Annotated in this window: 18 protein-coding genes; 14 read left to right on the top strand and 4 right to left on the bottom strand. The window is 61.8% G+C overall.

Annotation, left to right across the window (positions count from 1 at the left end; translation table 11 throughout):
- The first annotated feature begins 98 nt into the window (after nucleotides 1-98).
- The 6 genes from ruvA (at nucleotide 99) to VUN82_15310 (ending at nucleotide 7789) form a co-directional block, all read left to right on the top strand.
- Entirely contained in the window at nucleotides 99-743 is a 645-nt protein-coding gene (gene ruvA / locus VUN82_15335) for a Holliday junction branch migration protein RuvA (protein ID XAS70487.1), read from the top strand.
- Entirely contained in the window at nucleotides 736-1812 is a 1077-nt protein-coding gene (gene ruvB, locus VUN82_15330; protein ID XAS70486.1) for a Holliday junction branch migration DNA helicase RuvB, read from the top strand. Before ruvA ends, ruvB begins: the two co-directional genes overlap by 8 nt.
- 186 nt (nucleotides 1813-1998) lie before the next feature.
- A complete protein-coding gene (gene yajC, locus VUN82_15325) occupies nucleotides 1999-2379 on the top strand; it encodes a preprotein translocase subunit YajC (protein ID XAS74696.1) in 381 nt (126 codons plus the stop codon).
- Between the two features lie 113 nt (nucleotides 2380-2492).
- The gene (gene secD, locus VUN82_15320; GenBank protein ID XAS70485.1) at nucleotides 2493-4244 is read left to right on the top strand and encodes a protein translocase subunit SecD; all 1752 of its coding nucleotides are present in this window, start codon (nucleotides 2493-2495) and stop codon (nucleotides 4242-4244) included.
- Nucleotides 4244-5233: a protein translocase subunit SecF gene (secF, locus tag VUN82_15315; GenBank protein XAS70484.1), complete on the top strand. Its 990-nt coding sequence runs from the start codon at nucleotides 4244-4246 to the stop codon at nucleotides 5231-5233. The genes secD and secF overlap by 1 nt, the downstream gene beginning before the upstream one ends.
- A gap of 162 nt (nucleotides 5234-5395) precedes the next feature.
- Nucleotides 5396-7789, top strand: a complete 2394-nt coding sequence (locus VUN82_15310) for a bifunctional (p)ppGpp synthetase/guanosine-3',5'-bis(diphosphate) 3'-pyrophosphohydrolase (protein ID XAS74695.1) — start codon at nucleotides 5396-5398, stop codon at nucleotides 7787-7789.
- Here the strand turns inward: VUN82_15310 and VUN82_15305 are convergent.
- The 3 genes from VUN82_15305 to VUN82_15295 all read right to left on the bottom strand — a co-directional run bounded on the left by VUN82_15305 (nucleotide 7786) and on the right by VUN82_15295 (nucleotide 11006).
- Nucleotides 7786-8388 (bottom strand): hypothetical protein, encoded by a 603-nt coding sequence (locus tag VUN82_15305; protein XAS70483.1) that lies wholly within the window; start codon nucleotides 8386-8388, stop codon nucleotides 7786-7788. The two genes, VUN82_15310 and VUN82_15305, sit on opposite strands and share 4 nt — an antisense overlap.
- Before the next feature lie 113 nt (nucleotides 8389-8501).
- Complete coding sequence (locus tag VUN82_15300) at nucleotides 8502-10145, bottom strand: DUF349 domain-containing protein (GenBank protein ID XAS70482.1); 1644 nt, start codon at nucleotides 10143-10145, stop codon at nucleotides 8502-8504.
- A gap of 66 nt (nucleotides 10146-10211) precedes the next feature.
- On the bottom strand, nucleotides 10212-11006 hold the full coding sequence (locus VUN82_15295; protein XAS70481.1) for a peptidylprolyl isomerase: 795 nt from the start codon (nucleotides 11004-11006) through the stop codon (nucleotides 10212-10214).
- A gap of 207 nt (nucleotides 11007-11213) precedes the next feature.
- On the opposite strand from VUN82_15295, the gene hisS reads away from it, so the two are divergent.
- From hisS to VUN82_15280, 3 genes are all read left to right on the top strand, one after another.
- Nucleotides 11214-12578, top strand: a complete 1365-nt coding sequence (gene hisS / locus VUN82_15290) for a histidine--tRNA ligase (GenBank protein XAS70480.1) — start codon at nucleotides 11214-11216, stop codon at nucleotides 12576-12578.
- A gap of 96 nt (nucleotides 12579-12674) precedes the next feature.
- A complete protein-coding gene (aspS, locus tag VUN82_15285; protein XAS70479.1) occupies nucleotides 12675-14468 on the top strand; it encodes an aspartate--tRNA ligase in 1794 nt (597 codons plus the stop codon).
- A gap of 68 nt (nucleotides 14469-14536) precedes the next feature.
- Nucleotides 14537-15391 (top strand): GNAT family N-acetyltransferase, encoded by an 855-nt coding sequence (locus VUN82_15280; protein XAS70478.1) that lies wholly within the window; start codon nucleotides 14537-14539, stop codon nucleotides 15389-15391.
- A gap of 7 nt (nucleotides 15392-15398) precedes the next feature.
- Here VUN82_15280 and VUN82_15275 read toward each other — a convergent pair whose 3' ends face one another.
- Nucleotides 15399-16079: an acVLRF1 family peptidyl-tRNA hydrolase gene (locus tag VUN82_15275; protein ID XAS70477.1), complete on the bottom strand. Its 681-nt coding sequence runs from the start codon at nucleotides 16077-16079 to the stop codon at nucleotides 15399-15401.
- A gap of 41 nt (nucleotides 16080-16120) precedes the next feature.
- Between VUN82_15275 and VUN82_15270 the strand changes: the two genes are divergently transcribed.
- The 5 genes from VUN82_15270 (at nucleotide 16121) to alaS (ending at nucleotide 22000) form a co-directional block, all read left to right on the top strand.
- Nucleotides 16121-17644 (top strand): replication-associated recombination protein A, encoded by a 1524-nt coding sequence (locus VUN82_15270; GenBank protein XAS70476.1) that lies wholly within the window; start codon nucleotides 16121-16123, stop codon nucleotides 17642-17644.
- A 167-nt stretch (nucleotides 17645-17811) separates the two neighbouring features.
- The gene (gene rpsD, locus VUN82_15265; GenBank protein XAS70475.1) at nucleotides 17812-18432 is read left to right on the top strand and encodes a 30S ribosomal protein S4; all 621 of its coding nucleotides are present in this window, start codon (nucleotides 17812-17814) and stop codon (nucleotides 18430-18432) included.
- A 134-nt stretch (nucleotides 18433-18566) separates the two neighbouring features.
- Nucleotides 18567-18941 carry a DUF948 domain-containing protein gene (locus tag VUN82_15260; GenBank protein XAS74694.1) on the top strand — a complete coding sequence of 125 codons (375 nt, stop codon included), beginning with the start codon at nucleotides 18567-18569 and terminating at the stop codon, nucleotides 18939-18941.
- Between the two features lie 22 nt (nucleotides 18942-18963).
- Nucleotides 18964-19206, top strand: a complete 243-nt coding sequence (locus VUN82_15255; protein XAS70474.1) for a DUF6167 family protein — start codon at nucleotides 18964-18966, stop codon at nucleotides 19204-19206.
- 115 nt (nucleotides 19207-19321) lie between these two features.
- On the top strand, nucleotides 19322-22000 hold the full coding sequence (gene alaS / locus VUN82_15250; GenBank protein ID XAS70473.1) for an alanine--tRNA ligase: 2679 nt from the start codon (nucleotides 19322-19324) through the stop codon (nucleotides 21998-22000).

The raw sequence follows: 22000 nt of genomic DNA, 5'->3' as shown, positions 1-22000 counted from the left end.
AGTACCCCTTGCTAGGGTATTCGTAGATATGTTCGGATAGTCCGCTTGGTGCCATGAATCCATGGGAGCCGAGCAGGCAGTACCTCAGGAGCCGGGTCTTGATCAGTTTTCTCCGTGGAACAGTTGCCCACGTTGGCTTGTCGACCGCCGTGATCGACCTCAACGGCGCGGGAATGAGCGTTTTCGCTACACCCCAGACCTTGAGCCACCTAAAAGTAGGTGCCGAGGCGAAGCTCTTCACCTCCATGATCGTCCGTGAGGATTCCCTCACGTTGTTCGGCTTCGCCGATGATGATGAACGCGAGGTTTTCGATGTCCTGCTGAGCGTGAGCGGCGTCGGGCCGCGGCTGGCTCTGGCCGTACTTGCGGTGCACGAGCCCGAAGCCATCCGCGTGGCGGCTCACACTGGTGACAGCAAGGCATTCACCAAGGTGCCCGGCATTGGGCCAAAGGTGGCCGGCCGTATTGTCCTCGAACTGGCCGGGAAGTTGGTCCCGCACGGCACGGGCACAGGAACAACACCTGCGGTGATCACTACCGTGGAATGGAAGCCCCAGGTAGTGGCTGCCATGACCAGTCTGGGCTGGTCCGAGAAGGACGCCGCCGGCAGTATCGATAAAGCCATGGCCGATTCCCCCGAGCTTGTCGACGACGGTAACGTGGCCCAAATACTTCGGGCTACGCTGCGCTGGCTTGGCCAGGACGGGGCCCGCGCCGGCAATCGCGTAGGCAGCCGTGGCTGAGCAGTCACTCGTCAGCGGGGGAGAGGAACCGGAAGAGCGGGTCATTGAGGCTGCCCTCCGACCCAAGAACCTGCATGACTTCGTAGGACAGCATCGGGTCCGCAAGCAACTTGCCTTGGTGCTTGAAGCCTCGAAGATGCGTGGCCGCAGCGCCGACCACGTGCTGATGTCCGGACCTCCAGGACTCGGTAAGACCACACTTGCCATGATCATTGCAGCGGAGATGAACGCGCCGCTGCGTATCAGCAGCGGACCGGCCATCCAGCACGCCGGGGATCTCGCGGCCATCCTTTCCTCGCTCTCGGAGGGGGAGGTCCTGTTCCTTGACGAAATCCACCGCATGTCCAGGCCCGCAGAAGAAATGCTGTACATGGCCATGGAGGACTTCCGCGTGGACATCGTGGTTGGCAAGGGAGCAGGCGCAACTGCAATTCCTTTGGAGCTCCCGCCTTTCACCCTGGTAGGCGCCACCACCCGTGCAGGACTTCTTCCGGGCCCCTTGAGGGACCGATTCGGTTTCACCGGGCACCTTGAGTTCTATTCGGTGGCCGAACTCGAACTTGTCCTCCGCCGCTCTGCCGGGCTTCTTGACCTGAAGGTAAACTCTGCAGGTTTCACCGAGATCGCCGGTCGCTCCCGGGGAACACCACGTATAGCCAACCGGCTCCTGCGCCGAGTCCGTGACTGGGCCCTCGTTCATGGCATTGAGCAAATCGATGCCCGGTCGGCGTCAGCTGCCTTGGATATGTACGAAGTAGACGAGCGTGGCTTGGACAGGCTGGACCGGTCCGTTCTCGAAGCCCTCATTACCAAGTTCAATGGTGGCCCTGTTGGCTTGTCCACCTTGGCCATTGCCGTGGGTGAAGAACCCGAAACGGTGGAGACCGTGGCTGAGCCATTCCTGGTGCGCGAAGGACTGCTTGGGCGAACACCTCGTGGGCGCATCGCCATGGCATCAGCCTGGACACACCTTGGTTATGCTGTGCCTGCGGGCGTATTCGGTCAGGAGACCCTTGCGTTGTTTGACGAGGATGAAAACCATGCTGAAAGCGTAGATACCATCGGTTAACACGCTGTATTCAGCTTTTCCCACTAGACTGGTATGACGCTCGGCACGTTCGAGTCCTTGATCCATGCGCCCGCTTCGCGGTGAAGCGCGTTGCTATGCGGGTTTCGTCCCGTGGCCGCAGGATCTGCCGGGGACGTTGCCGTGAACCAAAACGTAAGTAAAGAACGGAACTTCCCTGTGGATCCAATGACCATATTGCTGTTCGTCATGCTTGGACTCTTTGTCTTCATGATGTTCCGCCGCAACAAGAAGACCCAGCAGCAGCAGGCTGCGATGCAGTCCAAGTTCGCTCCGGGCGTCGATGTCATGACCAGCTTCGGTCTTTTCGGACGCATCGTGTCCATCGATGAAGCTGAGAACAAGGTCGTTATCGAGCTGTCTCCCGGAAACGAAGCTACGGTTCACCGCCAGGCCGTCACCAAGGTGGTCGAAAAGGCTGAAGAGGAAGCCCCTGTTGTTCCGGACGACGCTTCTTCGTTGACCGTTGCCGATGAGACCCCCGCTGCGACTGAAACGCCGGACGAAACCATCGCGCGCCTCAACAACGAGGACAAGAAGGACAACTAGCACCGTCAGTCGCGGCAACACCGCGCAAGGACACTTCTACGGCAGCGGAAGCCGCCGACTGACGCTTACCAGCGTCCGCCGGCGGCTGTCCGGCGATAAAAGGAAGATCGATAATGGCACGGACCGGCCCCAAAAACTCAGCCCGCAGGGTGCTGACTTGGCTTGGAGCAATATTCGTTGTACTCACCGCTGTGCTGGGTGGCGGAGTCATTTCCGGCCATGCGAGCTGGGCTCCCAAACTTGCCTTGGACCTCGAGGGCGGCACCCAGATGATTCTGGCCCCCCGCGTAGAGGGTTCCAGCGATATCACTGAGGAACAGCTCAACCAGGCAGTGGCCATCATCCGGCAGCGTGTGGACGGCTCCGGTGTTGCCGAAGCCGAGATCAGCACCCAGTCGGGGCGGAACGTGGTGGTGAGCCTCCCGGGAACTCCGTCCAAGGAAACCCGTGACCTCATCCAGGCATCGGCGGACATGAACTTCCGCCCGGTGATCGCTGCGGCCGATCCTGCGGCCATCCCTGTCGAATCCCGTACGCCGGATGACAAGCTGCCCAAGCCCACCGCGGAACCCACCAACGCGAGCGATACCAACTGGGTGACTCCTGAGATCTACAAGGAATTCGAGGCGCTGGACTGCGTCAACCCTTCCACTGAGAAGCGGGAACGTTCTGATCCGGCCAAGCCGCTGGTGACCTGTGAACCGGCAACGGACAAAACTCCCGCCATCAAGTACATCCTTGGTCCGGTCGAGGTCAAAGGCCAGGACATCAGCTCCTCCTCCTTCTCGCAGGTCCAAGGCGCACAGGGATCGGTGACCAACTCCTGGGGCGTGAACATCACGTTCAACTCCGAGGCAACCGCCAAGTTCAAGGAAGTCACGGAGCGGCTCAACCAGTTCTACACCGCGTCCCTTGCCCAGGGCGGCAACGACCCCAAGGCACAATTCGCCATCGTCCTTGATGACAAGGTCATCTCTGCACCGAGGTCGCTTGCAGTCATCACCGATGGAAAACCGCAGATCACGGGCAACTTCACCCAGGCCTCCGCAAAAGCACTGTCCGACCAGCTCCGCTACGGCGCTTTGCCGATCTCCTTCGAGATCCAGTCCCAGGAACAGATCTCTGCCACGCTCGGTGGCGATCAGCTCCGGCTCGGCCTGCTTGCCGGCCTCATCGGCCTGTTGTTGGTAGTTGTGTACTCGCTCTTCCAGTACCGGGCCCTTGGCTTTGTCACCATCGCTTCCCTGGTAGTCGCCGGTGGCTTGACCTACCTCGCCATCGCCATTCTGGGTTGGACTGAAAACTATCGCCTGTCCCTGGCAGGTGTTGCCGGCCTGATCGTGGCCATCGGACAGACGGCCGACTCGTTCATTGTGTACTTCGAACGAATCCGCGATGAACTTCGTGAAGGCCGCGGGCTCGTATCCGCCGTCGAGAATGGCTGGAAGCGTGCCAAGCGGACTGTGCTGGCCTCCAAGGCAGTGAACTTGCTGGCAGCCTTGGTCCTCTATTTCGTGGCTGTGGGCAATGTCCGTGGCTTCGCTTTCACCCTTGGCCTCACGGCTGTCGCTGACCTCATCGTGGTGTTCATGTTTACGCATCCGATGCTGCAGGTCCTTGCCCGCACAAGGTTCTTTGGCGAAGGCCACAGATTCTCCGGCCTGTCACCTGACCGTCTGGGAGCTATCCCGTTGTATCGGGGAGCTGGACGTCTCCGCACACCTGCTGAGAAACCGGCCGTTGTCCGTGCACGTAATACGGGTGCAGCAGCCGAAGCAGAACGCCGCATGACCATCGCCGAACGGCGCCTTGCCGAGAAGGGCCAGTTGACCGGTCCCTCCAACGGCACCAAGGAGGAGAAGTAATGACTACGAGCTTCGCAACCTTCGGCAACGAGCTTTACACGGGCAAGCGCTCTTATAACTTTGTTGATTCCAAGAAGATCTGGTTCATCATTGCTGCGGTCGCTGTGGCCCTCTCCATCCTGATCCCGGTCTTGAAGGGCGGCTTCAACCTCGGCATCGAGTTCCGCGGCGGCTCGGAGTTCACCGTTTCCAACGTGAAGACCACCGATGCCGGCCTGGGCGAAAAGGCTGTCCATGACGTCGTATCCGGTGCCATTCCCCGCGTTGCGAACGTGGCGGGCAACACCATGCGGATTCAGACGGACCAGCTGACAGATGATGAGACCAACCGCATCAAAGAAGGCCTGACCACCGCTTACGGTGTAACGGACAACGAGGTGACATCAAACTTTGTTGGTCCCACGTGGGGTCAGGACGTCACACGCCAGGCACTCATTGGGCTGGTGGTGTTCGTCGGCCTCGCTGCTGTCCTCATGGCTCTGTATTTCCGGACCTGGAAGATGTCACTCTCTGCCTTGGTGGGCATGCTCGTCACGATGTTCACCACAGCGGGCGTCTACGCCCTGAGTGATTTCGAGGTGACGCCGTCGGCCATCATCGGATTCCTGACTGTCCTGAGCTATTCGCTGTATGACACCGTGGTGGTCTTCGACAAGATCCGCGAGAACACAGCGGACATTTCCACCTCTACGCGCCGGACCTTCGGTGAAGAGGTCAACCTTGCGGTCAACCAAACCCTGGTCCGCTCCATCAACACCATGATGGTTGCCGTCCTTCCGGTTGCAGCAATTCTCTTCATCGGGGCCGGACTGTTGGGCGCTGGAACGCTGCGGGACCTTTCCCTGGCGTTGTTCGTCGGAATCCTCATCGGAACAGCAGCGACGATCTTCATTGCGGCACCGCTCTATGCCTGGCTGCGCCAGGGCGAGCCGGACCTCGTGAAGCAGGCCAAGAAAGTGGCCCACCGCCGGGCCGAGGCCACTGTTTAGACTATTTCCACCAGGCATTACGTCCTTGAGCAGGACCCCGCTTTACAGCGGGGTCCTTTCTCTTTGACTTGCCGGCGCCTGCGTCATGTGCTGTCCGGTTGCGGAAGCATTCGCCTGCGGGAATAGACTGGAAGAATTAAATAGGTCGTGAGGGGTACTTCTGTGGAAGAACGTGCGACGTCGGCACCACCGACGGGCGGGGAGGACAGTCACCACGGTGTGACGGTTCCGGCAACAAGCGTGGCTGGACGGACTGCTGGTACGGTTCCAGTCGACACTCCCGGCGTGCGTCCTACCTTTCCAGGTAGGCGGGAGCGCACGCGATCCCGGCTTGCGCGATTGACCGGCCGGGGCGTAGCGCCGTACTCGCCCATTCTGGAACCGCTCCTTCGAACGGTGCGGGCCAACAACCCCAAAGAAGATTTCGACCTCATTCAGCGCGCATTCGCGGTTGCAGAGCGCAGTCACCAGGGGCAGAAGCGCAAGAGTGGTGATCCGTACATCACCCACCCGGTGGCAGTAGCCACCATCCTTGCTGAGCTGGGAATGACGGGAACCACCCTGGCCGCTGCGTTGCTCCACGACACGGTGGAGGACACCCCCTACACCCTGAATGACCTCACCCGCGACTTCGGCCCGGAAGTGGCCATGCTCGTGGACGGCGTGACCAAACTGGACAAGGTCAGCTTCGGCGAAGCAGCCCAGTCGGAGACAGTCCGCAAGATGGTCGTGGCCATGGCCAAGGACATCAGGGTCCTGATGATCAAACTTGCCGACCGGCTCCACAACGCTCGTACATGGCGGTTCGTTTCTGCAGAATCCTCGTCCCGCAAGGCCCGGGAAACGCTGGAGATCTTCGCTCCCCTGGCGCACCGCCTGGGTATGAACACCATTAAATGGGAGTTGGAGGATCTGTCCTTCGCGGCGCTCTACCCCAAGGTGTACGAGGAAATCGTCCGCATGGTGGGGGACCGCACCCCCGAACGCGAGAAGAGCCTCAGTGTTATCCGCAACCAGATTGCCGATGATCTTCGGACTGCGCGGATCAAGGCGACCATTACCGGCCGGCCGAAGCACTACTACTCGATTTATCAGAAGATGATCGTCCGCGATAAGGACTTTGACGACATCAACGACCTCATGGGCGTTCGCGTCCTAGTTGACTCGGTGCGGGATTGTTACGCGGCACTCGGTACCTTGCACTCGCGATGGAACCCACTTCCAGGGCGGTTCAAAGACTACATCGCCATGCCGAAGTTCAACATGTACCAGTCCCTTCACACCACGGTGATCGGCCCGGGTGGAAAGCCCGTGGAAATCCAGATCCGCACCCATGAGATGCACCGCCGGGCTGAGTATGGCGTCGCAGCCCACTGGAAGTACAAGGACCAGCCGAACCGCACCGCCGTGGGTCCTGGCAGCCCGCGCGACGGCGATATGGGTTGGCTGCGGTCCTTGGTGGACTGGCAGCAGGAAACCTCGGATCCGGGCGAATTTCTCGATTCCCTGCGGTACGAGATCAACGCACGGGAAGTCTTCGTCTTCACGCCCAAGGGCGAAGTCATGGCCTTGCCTGCTGGATCGACTCCCGTGGACTTCGCCTACGCGGTTCACACGGAAGTAGGTCACCGGACCATTGGAGCCCGTGTTAACGGCAAGCTTGTGCCGCTGAACAGCGAGCTGAACCATGGCGACTGGGTCGAGATCTTCACCTCAAAGGCGGAGGGTGCAGGTCCAAGCCAGGACTGGCAGCACTTCGTCAAGTCGGCAAGGGCCCGGAACAAGATCCGCCAGTGGTTCACCAAGGAACGCCGCGAGGAAGCGATTGACCGCGGCAAGGACACGCTGACGCGGGCCATGCGAAAGCAGAACCTCCCACTGCAGCGACTGATGACTCACGATGCTCTGTCTGCCGTCGCCGAGGACTTCCACTACGTTGACATTTCCGGGCTGTACGCAGGAGTGGGTGACGGCCACACCTCTGCCCAGTCCGTCATGGAGAAGCTCGTAGAGCATCTGGGTGGGCACGAGACCCCGGATGAGGACCTTGACGAGGTCAGCATCCCCACGCAGGTTGCCAAATCCAAGTTTTCCGATTCCGGTGTCATTGTCCGCGGCGTGGGAGACGTCTGGGTCAAACTTGCCCGGTGCTGTACCCCTGTGCCCCCTGACCCGATCCTTGGATTTGTCACTCGCGGTTCTGGCGTCTCGGTCCATAGGACCGATTGCACTAACGTCTCCGGGTTGCGCGACCAGCCGGACAGGATCGTCGAGGTCGAGTGGGCACCAACACAGTCCAGTGTCTTCCTCGTTGAGATTCAGGTGGAAGCCCTGGACAGGAAGTCACTCTTGTCCGATGTCACGCGAGTCCTGTCTGAAAACCATGTCAACATCCTTGCGGCTTCGGTGCACACTTCCAGCGACAGGGTGGCGATCTCCAAGTTTGCCTTCGAAATGGGTGACCCAAAGTATTTGCACCATGTCCTCAGCGCGGTGCGGCGTATTGACGGGGTCTTCGACGTTTACCGCACCACGGGTAACAGGCGCAGGAGCTAGTTCGGGGACAAGAGCCGTGCGAGCGTAGCGAGCGCACGCTTCTTGTGGGGAACCCGCGGCGCTGCCTCCACGGCAAGGGTGAGCAAACGTAGCCTGATGCCGAGCTCCGGGTGGTCCAGGAGTCGCCGCAGTGCCGGCAGGGCCTGATCCGACTCGACGTGCAGTGCGATGTCCGCGGCTGTTCTTAAGGGGCTGCTTACCAGCATGCCACCTAGGCTTACAACGTCCAGCTGGCCGAGCCGGACCTCATGGAGGTTGCATCCCCGGGCACTGCGCACACTGGAGATACGATGCTTGGCATCCACCAGGAGTGATAACCGCTCTGGAGGGCTGGCGCATCCGTAGATCCACGCCGCAGTAAGCCTGCCCGCCACCACCTTGGTCCGCATCCGGTCCGGGACAGTCAGGGCAGCTGCACGGGCCCTGAGGCGGGGCGTGACTGCAATCCCGGGCGACGCGTAGCTCCTCCCGTATAAGGGAAGCAGGATGCCATCCAGCGCCATGCCTTGCAATTCAGGCCAAGTGAAGATGCGGCTGGGTGCATAGAGCTCGGGAAGAACGGGCTCCAGCAGGTGCGGGGCTGTGACGGGTGGGACCATTCATTGATCATTCCGTGTCCTGACCGCAACAGTACAGGCCCCGTACCGGGCATGTGGATAACCGGTACAGGGCCTGCAGACAAACGTGGGCTCACCATGAACCCAAAGCTGGGTCAGGCGAGGTCGCTCGCTGAACGCTGGATCTGGTCCAGCCACGCCTGACGTGCTTCAAGAGCTTCACGCGCAGCCTTGATGCGGCGTTGGTCTCCGGCTTTTTCAGCCTTCTCCAGATCCTCCTTGAGCCCGGCAATAGCGGACTCAAGCTGGGACAAAGCGCTGTTGGTGCGGGCCTTGGTCTCCGGATTGCTCCGGCGCCACTTCTCCTCCTCGGCCTCGCGGACCGCGTCCTCCACCTTGCGAAGACCGGCCTCGATGCGGCCCATGTCCGCCCTGGGGACCTTACCGGCATCTTCCCAGCGATCACGAATGGACTGCAGGGCCTTCTTCGTTGCGTTGAGATCGTTGATCGGCAGCAGCGCCTGCGCCTCAGCTACCAACTGCTCCTTCACTGCAAGGTTGGCCGTGTACTCCTGGTCGATCTGCTCGTTTGCAGCCTGCCGGTTGCTGAAGAACACATCCTGCGCGGCGCGGAAACGGCCCCAGAGCGCGTCGTCATCCTTGCGGCTGGCGCGTGGGGTGGCCTTCCACTGATCCATGAGCCTGCGGTACTCCCCGGCGGCGTAACCCCAGTCAGTGGAAGAGGAAAGCGCCTCAGCCTCTGCGATCAATGCTTCCTTGGCCACCTTGGCCGCAGAGTTGTTGCTGTCCAGCTGCGAGAAGTACGCGCGGCGGTGGCGATCGAAGACAGTGCGTGCCGAGCGGAAGCGCTTCCAGAGTGCGTCTTCATTGCTCCGGCCAAGACGGACCCCGCTCTTCTGCGCAGCCTTCCAGGTCTCGAAAAGTTCGTTCATTCGCGCACTGGACGTCTTCCATTGGATCTGGGCAGGATCCTGGCCGGCGATGCTCTCCGCCTCCGCCACAATGGCTTCTCGCGCGGCAAGCTCATTTGCGCGGACTGCCTCATGTGCTGCTTTCTCGGACCTTTCCAGCTCGGCGATCTGCTCGGACAGCGTGTCCAGGCGTGCTTCGGCCGAACGGATATCGCCCACCATATTGCGCTCTGCGAGCTGTTCACGGAGGTGGGTGACCGTTTTCTGCATGTCCGTTGCCGGTGCTTTGGATTCCACGCGGTGTTCCAGCAGGACTATCTGGGCAATGACGTCGTCGAACTTCCGGGCGAAGTAGCCCAGAGCTTCGTCAGGGCTAACACCCGGGTACTGGCCTACGGCAATCTCTTCGCCATCCAAAGTGAGGAATACGTGGCCATCGCCTTCGGCGCGCCCCCACTTGGCTGCCTCAGCAAGCGAGGCGGCCGACACTGCGGGTGCAGCCGGAACGACGGCGGCAGGCGCCTTGGGGCGCGCGGCGAAGGCAGCAGGGGAAGGCGTGGGCCGCGAATCGGCAGGCTTGCTTTCCTCCGCTGCGGGTGCCGGTGCCGCCGCAGCCGCTGGTGCTTCCTCCGCTGCAGGTGCCACCTCAGCTGCTTCTGCAAGCGTTTCTTCTGCCGCAGGTGTTTCTGCAGCGGCAGTGGCTTCGGTTGCGGCACGGGCTTCGGTTGCTGCCGGTGTTTCGTCGGCCGCAACGGCGGGGGTTTGTTCAGCCGCAGGTGCTGCCTCAGTGCCGTTCGGGCTGTTTGCCTCGACTGCGTCTTGGTTGGCCACTACTGCTGTTTCGTCGGATTTCTGACTGTCTGTCACCGCTAAAAGTCTTTCGCTTGGAGGGACTGCTAAGGTACTGCACCCCGGACCGGGGCCAAAGGCTGGTTACTTCAGAGAAAACGAGTCTATCGTGACAGGTGCCACAGGGGCGCCGTCGGTCGCGTTTTCGCCCGGTTTCAGGCCTGCAGCAGCGATTTTCGTGACCACGTCCAGGCCACTGGTGACCTTGCCTACCACTGTGTAACCACCGGCCGTGTCCGCAGGAATTGTGGTGTCCTTATACACAATGAAGAACTGATGACCGTTGCCGTAGGCGTTGTTTCCCGAGCGGGCAACGGCGATTGTTCCAGCCGGATATGTGTTGTCCGTTGGTGTGTTCTCCAGCGGACCCCAGCGGTAGTTGGGATCGTCTGCGCCGTCTTCGGACTTGGCGCCGCACTGCAGCAGGCCGAACGTCTCAGAGGTTGTAAGCCGGTGGCAGAAGGCTCCGTTGTAGTAGCCGGCATCGGTGAGGGACTTGATGACGGCGGCCGCCTGGGGAGCAGCAGTTCCGTTCAGTTCCACTCCTACAACGCCGCTGTTCAATGCAAGCTCCCCGGTGAAGGTTTTACCGGCTGCGGTGTCCGGGCTGGGTATGTCTGCGCTGTTGGATGCCGAAGGTGAGGCCGAAGGGGAGTTCAGTCCGGCTTCTGCGGCGGCGAACTCTGCCTCAGTGGGATTGGAACTGAAAACTGTCAGTTGCAGCACCACCGCAAGGATCACAGCGGCAGCGCCCGCGCCGATGGCAACAGTATTGTCGCGTTTGCGCCGCTTGCCTTGTTCCTGCCGCAGGGCACGCTTGGCTTCCATCTGCCGGATGCGGCGTCTCGCTTCGCGGTCATCCCGCGACCTTGTTGCCAAGAGTCCTCCTGATTGTGTCCACGTTCGCCGGCCGCCTGCAGGGACCGGGCATGCTGCATTAGATGTGCACGCGCGGAAAGCATAAACTGGCTGCCGCACATAGTTTATGCATGACCGGCTGGACGCCCGCCCCATAATCGCCGAAAAGGCCTTTAAAGCTGCGGCGCTCATTCCTGAGTCAGCTTTCTTCGAGGAGATTTATCCACCATGGCACGTACCGCCTCCCTGTCCGGATTCCCCGAGTGGCTTCCCCAGGAGCGGATGGTGGAGCTCCATGTGCTGGACACGCTCCGGAAGACGTTCGAGCTGCACGGTTTCTCCTCCATTGAGACGCGTGCTGTTGAAACGGTCGGCCAGTTGCTGCGTAAAGGCGAGATCGACAAAGAGGTCTATGGGCTGAGCCGCCTGCAGGACGACGAAGACGAAGCTTCCAGGTCAACCACCACGGACAGGGCAGACAAAGCCGATCCGAATGCGCTTGCCCTGCACTTCGACCTCACTGTTCCCTTCGCCCGCTACGTCGTGGAAAACGCGGGTTATCTTGCCTTTCCCTTCCGCCGGTACCAGATCCAGAAGGTCTGGCGTGGCGAGCGTCCGCAGGAAGGCCGCGCCCGCGAATTCACCCAAGCAGACATAGATGTGGTGGGCGATGGCGAGTTGCCGTTCCGCTACGACGTCGAAATCGCGTTGGTCATCGCCGAGGCGCTGAGCGCCCTCCCGATTCCGGACTTCCGCCTCCGGATCAACAACCGCAAGCTGGCTGAAGGCTTCTACCGCGGTATTGGCTTGACCGATACGGCCGGAGTCCTGCGGAGCATCGACAAACTGGAAAAGGTTGGCGAAGGCAAAGTCGCTGAGCTGCTCAAGAGCGAGCTTGGCGCCTCGGATGAGCAGGCGGCACTGGCGCTCAAGCTTGCTACCATCCGCACGGAGGACACCTCGTTCGTGGACCAGGTACGTGCCCTGGGGGTGACTGATGACCTGCTCGAGGAAGGATTGAGCGAGCTCCAGCAGGTCATTGAGGCTGCGGTCCAGCGCGCACCCGGCAAGGTGGTCGCTGACCTCAGCATCGCCCGTGGACTGGACTACTACACGGGAACCGTCGTCGAAACTGTCCTGGTAGGCCATGAACAACTGGGTTCGATTTGTTCCGGCGGACGGTACGACGCCTTGGCCAGCAAGGGAAACCGCAAGTTCCCCGGCGTCGGCTTGTCCATCGGCGTCACCCGCCTTGTCTCGCGGATCCTGAGCCAGGAACTCGCCACGGCTACCAGGGCAGTGCCGACTGCTGTCCTGGTCGCTTTGAATAACGACGACAGTTGGTCCGCAGCACAGGACGTCGCGGCACAGCTTCGCGGCCGCGGTATTGCTACTGAAGTTGCTGCGAAGGCAGAAAAGTTCGGCAAGCAGATCAAGTTCGCGGATCGTCGGGGAATTCCGTTTGTTTGGTTCACTGACGATGACGGCAAGCACCAGGTCAAGGACATCCGGTCCGGCGCGCAGGTGGACGCGGACCCGGCCAGCTGGTCGCCGTCGGAGGAAGATCTGCACGTCCGGGTCATCACCGCCTGATCCAGGCCAGGTGATTCAGCCGCGGCCGGGGCGGGTAAACTCGGACGGGATCGTCTTTGCAATGATCCCTTGAAAATTCATGCTGAAAGGAATGCTGTGCTGCGCACACATGACCTCGGATCACTTCGCTCCGAGCACATTGGACAAACCGTTACCCTGGCCGGCTGGGTGGGCCGCCGCCGTGATCACGGTGGCGTTGCATTCGTTGACCTTCGTGACGCTTCCGGTGTCGCCCAGGTGGTTGTCCGTGAAGAAGAGGTCTTCCACGGCCTGCGGAACGAGTACGTCCTGCAGGTTACGGGCACCGTTAGCAAGCGTCCTGAAGGCAATGAGAACCCCGCGCTGGCTACGGGCGAGATCGAGGTCATGGCGGACAAAGTCATCATCCTGAACACTTCGGAACCCCTGCCGTTCCAGATCGACGAGCATGTGGAAGTTGGCGAAGAAGCCCGCCTTAAGCACCGCTACCTTGACCTTCGCCGCCCTGGTCCTGCACGCAACCTCCGCCTCCGCTCCGAGGCAAACCGTATCGCCCGCGAGTTGTTGCACCAGCGCGGCTACGTCGAGATTGAGACACCCACGTTGACGCGTTCGACGCCGGAAGGCGCCCGTGACTTCGTCGTCCCCGCCCGGCTTGCCCCGGGTTCTTGGTACGCGCTCCCGCAGTCGCCGCAGCTTTTCAAGCAGCTGCTCCAGGTGGGCGGATTCGAAAAGTACTACCAGATCGCCCGCTGCTACCGTGACGAAGACTTCCGCGCGGACCGCCAGCCGGAGTTCACCCAGCTGGACATCGAGGCCAGCTTCGTTGACCAGGACGATGTCATCGAGCTTGGCGAAGCAATCGTGAAGGCCCTGTGGCAACTGATCGACGTCGAGGTCCCCACCCCGATCCGACGCATGACGTACCTGGACGCCATGGCAAAGTATGGTTCCGACAAGCCGGACCTGCGCTTCGGCCTGGAGCTCACCGAGCTGACTGAGTTCTTCAAGGACACCAACTTCGGCGTTTTCAAGGCACCTTACGTTGGCGCGGTCGTTATGCCCGGGGGCGCTTCCCAGGCGCGCCGTGCCCTGGATGCCTGGCAGGAATGGGCCAAGCAGCGTGGCGCAAAGGGGCTGGCCTACGTTCTTTACAAGGAAGATGGCGAACTCGCTGGCCCCGTGGCCAAGAACCTCACCGACGAAGAACGTGCCGGCCTGGCCGATGCTGTTGGTGCCAAGCCGGGTGACTGCATTTTCTTCGCCGCTGGCGAGAAGTCCGCATCACGGGCCCTCCTTGGCGCGGCACGTGTTGAAATTGGCCACCGCACGGGCCTGATTGATCCCAAAGACTGGGCCTTCGTATGGATCGTGGACGCTCCGATGTTCGAGCCCGCTTCCGCGGCAGTCGCCTCCGGTGACGTTGCTGTCGGCGCTGGCCAGTGGACAGCTGTGCACCACGCCTTCACCTCTCCCAAGCCCGAGTTCCTTGACACCTTTGACAAGGACCCTGAGTCGGCACTTTCCTACGCCTACGACATCGTGTGCAACGGCAACGAAATCGGTGGCGGCTCCATCCGTATCCACGAACGTGAAGTCCAGGAACGCGTCTTCCAGCTCATGGGCCTGGACAAGGAAGACGCCGAGACCAAGTTCGGCTTCCTGTTGGAGGGCTTCAAGTACGGCGCGCCGCCACACGGCGGAATCGCGCTTGGCTGGGACCGTGTGGTGGCTTTGCTCGCCGGTGTCGAGTCCATCCGCGACGTCATTGCCTTCCCGAAGACCGGCAATGGCTTTGACCCGCTGACCGCCGCTCCTGCACCCATTACGGCACAGCAGCGAAAGGAAGCCGGCGTGGACTTCAAGCCGGAAACCAAGCCTGCGGCCAAGCCGGAGACCGAGTCCGAATAAGACGGTAGCCAAAGGCTCCCCACTGATGTGGGGAGCCTTTGGTGTTCCTGCACATGAAAGGTGCCGCGATGTTGGAACAAGCATTCTTGGAAACCCTCATGGATAAGGCGTGGCCCGCCGTAGAGCGCGAAGCCCTTGACGTGGGAAATGCGGGGGAGTGGGTGCTCCGTGCGTCCGCTGGGGTCACGCAGAGGGCGAACTCCGTTTGGCCGAGGAACCTGCAGGGGATGCTGGCCGACACGCCGGAGCTGGGAAGCAGTCCGGGCCTGGCAAGCAGTCCGGACCTGGAGCGGTCAGTCAGCTCGGCGTCATCCTGGTACAGGCAGCGGCGTCTCCCGCTCATTTTCCAGATATTCGATGACTCCCGTAGTGCAGGTCTTAACGCCAGTGCAGGCCTTAACGCCGTCCTGGACGGGCAACGCTTCACCAGGCAGTCGGAAACCCTGATTATGGTCCGGGGCATGGACGTCTTGGAAACCTTGGATGACCGGCCCCAGAGGGTAGAACTCTCGGACGCGCCCACCGATGAATGGCTTCGCTTGTGGTGGTCCGTGGATGGGCGTGGTGGCCAGGCGGAACTGGAGGTTGCCCGCGCCATTCTTACCGGATGCGAGTCTGTGTACGCACTGGTGAGGGACGACGACGGCGGACCGGCCGCCGTCGGACGCCTCGCCCTGGTGGACGGCTGGGGAGGCCTCTACGCCATGGCAACCTCGGCCACCCACCGCAGGCGGGGATACGGGACGATGGTGCTGGCAGCTCTACTGAATGAGGGAGCGGCCCGCAATCTCCAGGGTTTTTGGCTGTTGGTTACTGCTTCCAACCGCGGTGCCCAGGCGTTGTATTCGCGGGCCGGGTTCGTGGAACAAGGGAGTTATCTGTATCGGCAGGCTCCCTTGAGGCGGGCGCCTGGAGGCTGCTGAGGATCATTTACGCTGGTGGATCAGTCACCAGGATCCGGATGGAACAAGCGTCCAAAGCAGCTTTTGCAAGCGCAGCAGTTTTGGGTTCCTGTACGTCCAGGAAAGCAAGCTGGCTTCGGCTGGCCAGAGCGCGCATGGAGGGTTGCGCCAGAACCAGGTCCACCAATGCTCTATCCCCGCCGGGTACAAGGTACTCAACACGGTGGCTGGCAAAAATACGCGCGGCATATTCCGCCGCGGAGTCCACCAAGGCGTCCGCCTGGTTGGAGCGGCGCCGGGCATACCGTTGTTGGGATTGGCCACCTGCGGCCGTTCTGGACTGAACGTAGCGGTTACCGCTTTTGGATTCCAGGATCTTGCTGCCGCTCGCCACAGCCACGGCGAATCCGCCCCGACGCACCAGCAAAATACCAAGGCCACGTTCCTGGCCTGCAAGAGCGGCAAGCCGTTCGATGTCAGTGGCGCCGCGGCCTGGACGCCCATCAACCGGCCACGGTGCCTTGAGGAGGGCAGAAGCCCCGTCGGCGGCGCGGAGGAGGATCCCGCGGTCGCTGGTCTCTTCAATGAGTGCGCCATGGCTCTGGGCGAACCGATCCACCCAACCGGACAGCCGTGACGCGGGGACAAGGGCCGTGCGGCTGGAGGCCTTCGGCTGCCGTTGTTGCGGGGCGGATGCGCGGCGGTCCACGTCGATGTCTCCTTTGTTGGAACTATGAGTAGCCTATCCATGTGGAAGATCTCTTTGGTGCCGGTGCAAACAACGACGACGAGTCGGAGGATCTGCCTGCCGCCGGGGGAGCCTCCGACGCCGGATGGATGGCGTCCCAGCGGAGCCCCCTCGCAGTTCGGATGCGGCCCCGGACCCTGGATGACGTGGTGGGCCAACAGCATCTGCTGGGTCACGGTTCCCCGCTTCGGCAGCTCGCCGCCGGTGCAGAAGCTGCGGGGCCGGCCGGGCCGAGCTCCGTCATTCTGTGGGGGCCTCCGGGCACCGGGAAGACCACGCTGGCGCATGTCATTGCCCGCGGGCCGGGGCGGAAGTTCGTGGAACTGTCCGCCATTACTGCTGGTGTAAAGGATGTTCGCCGGGTGATGGATGAGGCTTTGACCGCTCGGGACCTGTACAAGAAGACCACCGTCCTGTTCCTTGATGAAATCCACCGTTTCAACAAGGCGCAGCAGGACGCGCTGTTGCCTGGCGTTGAAAACCGGTGGGTGGTCCTGGTGGCGGCCACCACCGAGAACCCGTCGTTCTCAGTGGTATCGCCACTGCTGTCCCGCTCACTTCTGCTGACGTTGAAGCCGCTGACGGATGACGACATCGCCGGGCTGCTACAGCGGGCTGTTGCCGATGCCCGTGGCCTTGCCGGGCGCGTGGAACTCAGCCCTGAGGCTTTGGATCATTTGGTGCGGCTCTCCGGAGGTGACGCCCGAAGGGCCCTGACTGCCTTGGAAGCTGCGGCCGGCGTCGCGTTCGGAGACTCTGCCGCCGTCGGGAATATCGACTCTGCCGACGCGGAAGAGGAAGCCGCAGCCGGGACCCACATTGCCGCGCAGACCAACGTCACCGACGACGGCGAACCGGGCCTTGCCGGCGACGGCGCCCCCGACGCTCCTGTCCTGGTGGAACTCCGGCACACCGAGCGTGCCCTGGACGCCGCTGCTGTCCGTTATGACCGGGCCGGCGACCAGCACTACGACGTCGCCAGTGCGTTCATCAAGTCCATCAGGGGCTCGGATGTTGATGCCTCCCTTCACTATCTGGCGCGGATGCTGGAAGCGGGGGAGGACCCGAGGTTCGTGGCACGGCGCATCGTCATCTCCGCTGCGGAAGACATCGGGATGGCCGATCCCACCGCTTTGCAAACAGCTGTGGCAGCGGCGCAGGCCGTCCAGTTGATAGGGATGCCGGAAGGCCGGATTGTCTTGGCCGAAGCTGTTGTCCACCTTGCCACCGCACCGAAGTCGAATGCGGCGTACATGGGCCTGAACAAGGCGGTTGCCGACGTCCGTGCCGGTTTCGGCGGTGGCATCCCCATGCATCTGCGTGACGCGCACTATCCCGGCGCCAAACAATTGGGACATGGCAAGAGCTACAAGTACGCGCATGACGAACCGCATGGGGTGGCAACACAGCAGTACCCGCCGGATGACCTGGTGGGGAAGGACTACTACGAGCCAACCAACAATGGCGCCGAACGCGATATAGCTGCCAGGCTGGAACGGCTCCGGAAGATCATCCGGGGACAGTAGCGTGGTAGGATAGTTGCTTGTCTGGCATGACCCGACGCACAATCCCTTTGAAGATTCCTTCAATGGAGCTGTGCCGCGGGCCAGTAGCAAAAGGCAGCGGTTGGCCGATGCTCTCCCTGATGGAGGCCAGTAACACTGACACACCGCAGTAATTTGGAAGGACACAAGTGGCTAACAACACTCGTGCTCGCCGTACCGCACGCCTTTCGCGTGCACTCGGCATTGCTCTGACCCCCAAGGCCGCCAAGTACATGGAGCGCCGCCCGTACGGCCCCGGTGAGCACGGCCGTGCCCGCAAGAAGCAGGACTCCGACTACGCCGTACGTCTGCGCGAAAAGCAGCGTCTGCGCGCCCAGTACGGCATCCGCGAAGCCCAGATGACCCGTGCCTTCGAAGAAGCACGCCGCACCAAGGGCCTCACCGGTGAAAACCTGGTTGAGCTGCTCGAAATGCGTCTGGACGCCCTGGTACTGCGTGCAGGCTTCGCCCGCACCATCGCACAGGCCCGCCAGCTCGTTGTGCACCGCCACATCATGGTTGACGGCATCCGCGTGGACCGCCCGTCCTTCCGCGTTGGCGAAGGCCAGCTCATCCACGTTCACAGCCGCTCCGAGGTCATGGCTCCGTTCCAGGTCGCAGCTGCTGGTGCCCACGCCCTGAACAACGTGCCGGCATACCTGGACGTCAAGCTCGACGCCCTGCAGGCCCGCTTGGTTCGCCGCCCGAAGCGCTCTGAGGTCCCCGTGATCTGTGAAGAGCAGCTCGTCGTCGAATTCTACGCTCGCTAAATTCAAGCAGCGCTTACAAGGAAGCCCGTGGCACACGCCGCGGGCTTCCTTTTTGTATAAGGTACTGGGGAGGCCTTGGCCGAAGCCGGATTCCGGTCGTGCAGGGCAGCGCAACAATCTAGGAGATGAATTCTATGTCTGGTGGCGACATCGCCGGCCTGATAGCAGCAGGAGTCTTCGCACTCCTGGTTCTGCTGTTGGCCGTGCCTATCTTGAAGCTCGGTGGCGTCTTTGACGAAGTGCGCACCACCATCCGATCCATCAGCGACGGGGCGACGCCCCTCATGGACGAAGTAACCGCAACGGTTTCCACTACCAACCAGCAACTGAAAAAAGTCGACGGCATCGCCTCGAATGTCTCCGACGCATCGGCGAACATTTCCGCTTTGACCTCCCTGGTGGCTGCGACTGTTGGTTCGCCGCTGATCAAGGTTGCAGCTTTCAGTTATGGTGTCCGTTCGGCTTTCGCCGGCCGTCGCGCTCCGTCCTCCGGCCGCCGCAGCCGCTGAACCAATTGGAGACCCGGAACACATGAAAAGAATTGTATGGATGGGCATTGGCGTCGCCATTGGCGTTATCGCCTTCCGCAAAGTCACCCAGGCCCAGGCCAACATCGGCCCCGATGGCCTGAATCGCGCGGTTGGCCGCCTGGCCGATGGCATGTTCGATTTCGCCGACGCTGTACGGTCAGGCATGCATGAACGGGAAGAGGACTTGAGGGCCGCGTTGGGCATTACAAGTACGGATAACAACCCCAACGCCGGCCGGCGCTAGCGAACACGGTTCGCTCCCGCGCCCGCAACAGGGCAGAATGGAAAGCTGCGGAAGGGCAACAGCCGGTTCCGCGCACAACGTGTGCAGTGAATTGAGAAGGGTAAGTAATCAGCTAATGAAGTCGCAGGAGATCACCAAGCGCTGGGTGGACTTTTTTGTCAGCAAGGGCCACACCGCCGTTCCCTCCGCGTCGCTCGTTTCAAGCGACCCGTCACTTCTCTTCACTGTGGCCGGCATGGTCCCATTCATTCCTTATCTGACCGCGCGCGAAGAGCCGCCCTACCAGCGCGCCACCAGCGTCCAGAAGTGCATCCGCACCGGCGACATCGAGGAAGTCGGTAAGACGGCCCGGCACGGCACGTTTTTCCAGATGTGCGGCAACTTCTCCTTTGGTGACTACTTCAAGGAAGATGCCATCAAGTTCGCCTTCGAGCTTCTCACCAAGAGCGTTGACGACGGCGGCTATGGGCTTCCGGCCGAACGCATCTGGGTGACCGTCTATGAAGAAGACGACGAAGCCAAGGAACTGTGGCTCAAGAACACCGCCATCCCGGCTGACCGCATTCAACGCATGGGCAAATCCGACAACTACTGGCACACCGGCCAGCCCGGCCCGGCTGGCCCGTGCTCCGAGATCTACTATGACCGTGGCCCCGCCTACGGTATGGAAGGCGGACCCCTCGCTGACGAGACCCGGTACATCGAAATCTGGAACCTCGTGTTCATGCAGTACCAGATCGAAAATGTCCGTTCCAAGGTGGACTTCGACATCGTAGGCGAACTCCCGAACAAGAACATCGACACCGGCCTGGGCATGGAACGTCTTGCGATGATCCTCCAGGGCGTTGAGAACATGTATGAGACCGATCAGGTCCGTCCTGTCATCGACAAAGCTGCTGAGCTCTCCGGCCGGGAGTACACCTCTGCAGAGTCAGCTGATGACCCACACCACACTGACGACGTCCGCATGCGCGTTGTTGCAGACCACATCCGTTCGGCCCTGATGCTCATTGCCGACGGCGTGGCACCGTCCAACGAAGGCCGCGGCTATGTCCTGCGCCGTCTGATCCGCCGGGCCGTCCGTGCGATGCGCCTGCTCGGTGTTGAGCGGGCCTGCCTGCCGGACCTTCTTCCCGCTTCCCGCGACGCCATGAAGGGTGTCTACCCGGTAGTGGAGACGGACTTCGCACGCATCAGCCGTATCGCCTATGCCGAAGAAAAGGCGTTCCTGCGCACCATTGCTTCTGGTACGGCACGCCTGGAGGATGCAGTGGCCGAATCCAAGGCTGCAGGCGTTCCCTTGTCCGGCGCTGACGCTTTTGCGCTCCATGACACCTATGGATTCCCGATAGACCTCACCTTGGAAATGGCTGAAGAAGCCGGCCTCAAGGTGGACGAAGCAGGCTTCCGCTCGCTGATGCTTGAACAGCGTCAGCGCGCACAGGCAGATGCCAAGGGCAAGAAGGGTGGCCACGCCGACCTCAGCGCCTACCAGGAAATGCTGGGTGAGGGTGAGACCACCTTCATCGGCTATGACGAGCTTGATGGCGAGTCCAAGGTGCGCGGCATCCTCAGCGCCGGTCAGCGGGTGGCACACGCCTCCACGGGCGACGAAATCGAAGTGGTCCTCAATGAGACGCCATTCTACGCAGAAGCCGGTGGACAGTCGGCCGACACCGGCCTGATCACCGGCGACGGATTTGTCGTCGAGGTCCTGGATGTCCAGCGCCCGGTCAAGGGCCTCAGCGTCCATAAGGCGATCGTCCGGGAAGGCGAGATCGCCACCGATGCCCTGGTGCGCGCCGCCGTCGACCGTGAACGGCGCCACGCAGCTGAGCAGGCGCACACTGGTACGCACATTGTGCATGCCGCGCTGCACCAGATCCTGGGCCCGGAAGCTACCCAGCGTGGTTCCTACAACAAGGCCGGCTACCTCCGCTTCGACTTCGCCTGGGGTGAGGGCCTGAGCCCCGCCACGCGATCCGAAATTGAAGAGGTTTCCAACATCGCCATTCGGAACAACTACCGAGTGGACACCAAGGTCATGGGACTGGCCGAAGCCAAGGCGCTGGGCGCCATGGCCCTGTTCGGCGAGAACTACGGCAGCGAAGTGCGTGTCGTGGAGATCGACGGCGCGTGGTCCCGCGAACTTTGTGGTGGCACGCACGTGTCCAATACCTCCCTCATTGGCAGCCTTTCCCTGTTGGGTGAACAGTCCGTCGGCTCGGGAAACCGCCGTGTTGAGGCCTTTGTGGGCTTGGACGCCTTCCGCCATCTGGCTGCCGAGCGCGCACTCGTTACGGAACTGACAGAACTGCTGAAAGTTCCCTCCGGCCAGCTCGCGGACCGCATCTCCAGCACCTTGAACAAGTTGAAGGCCACGGAGAAGGAACTGGACCGCCTTCGCAAGGAGCAGCTGGCTGCAGCGGCCGCCAACCTCGTGGGGACCGCCAAGGAGGCCGCGGGTGTGCGGGTTGTAGCCCACAATGCCGGCCAGGTGGGTGGAGCAGACGATCTGCGGAACCTTGCCCTGGACCTCCGCAACCGTCTGGGCTCCGAAGCTGCCGCTGTCGCAGTTGCAGGTGTCAGCAATGATCGGCCCGTCATTTTGATTGCCACGAACGAGGCTGCCCGTGAAGCCGGTGTAAAGGCCGGAGCGCTGGTCCGTCTTGCTGCAGGCATCCTTGGCGGTGGCGGCGGTGGCAAGGACGATGTCGCCCAAGGCGGCGGCACCGACGCTGGGAAGGTCTCTGAGGCCCTCACAGCGGTGGCGGATGCGATAGCCAAGCGTTAA

The organism is Micrococcaceae bacterium Sec5.1 (assembly GCA_039636795.1).
In the GTDB taxonomy this organism is placed as follows: Bacteria; Actinomycetota; Actinomycetes; order Actinomycetales; family Micrococcaceae; genus Arthrobacter.
The sequence above is the reverse complement of the archived record's forward strand: the minus strand, read 5'-3'. Positions and strand labels throughout refer to the sequence as shown.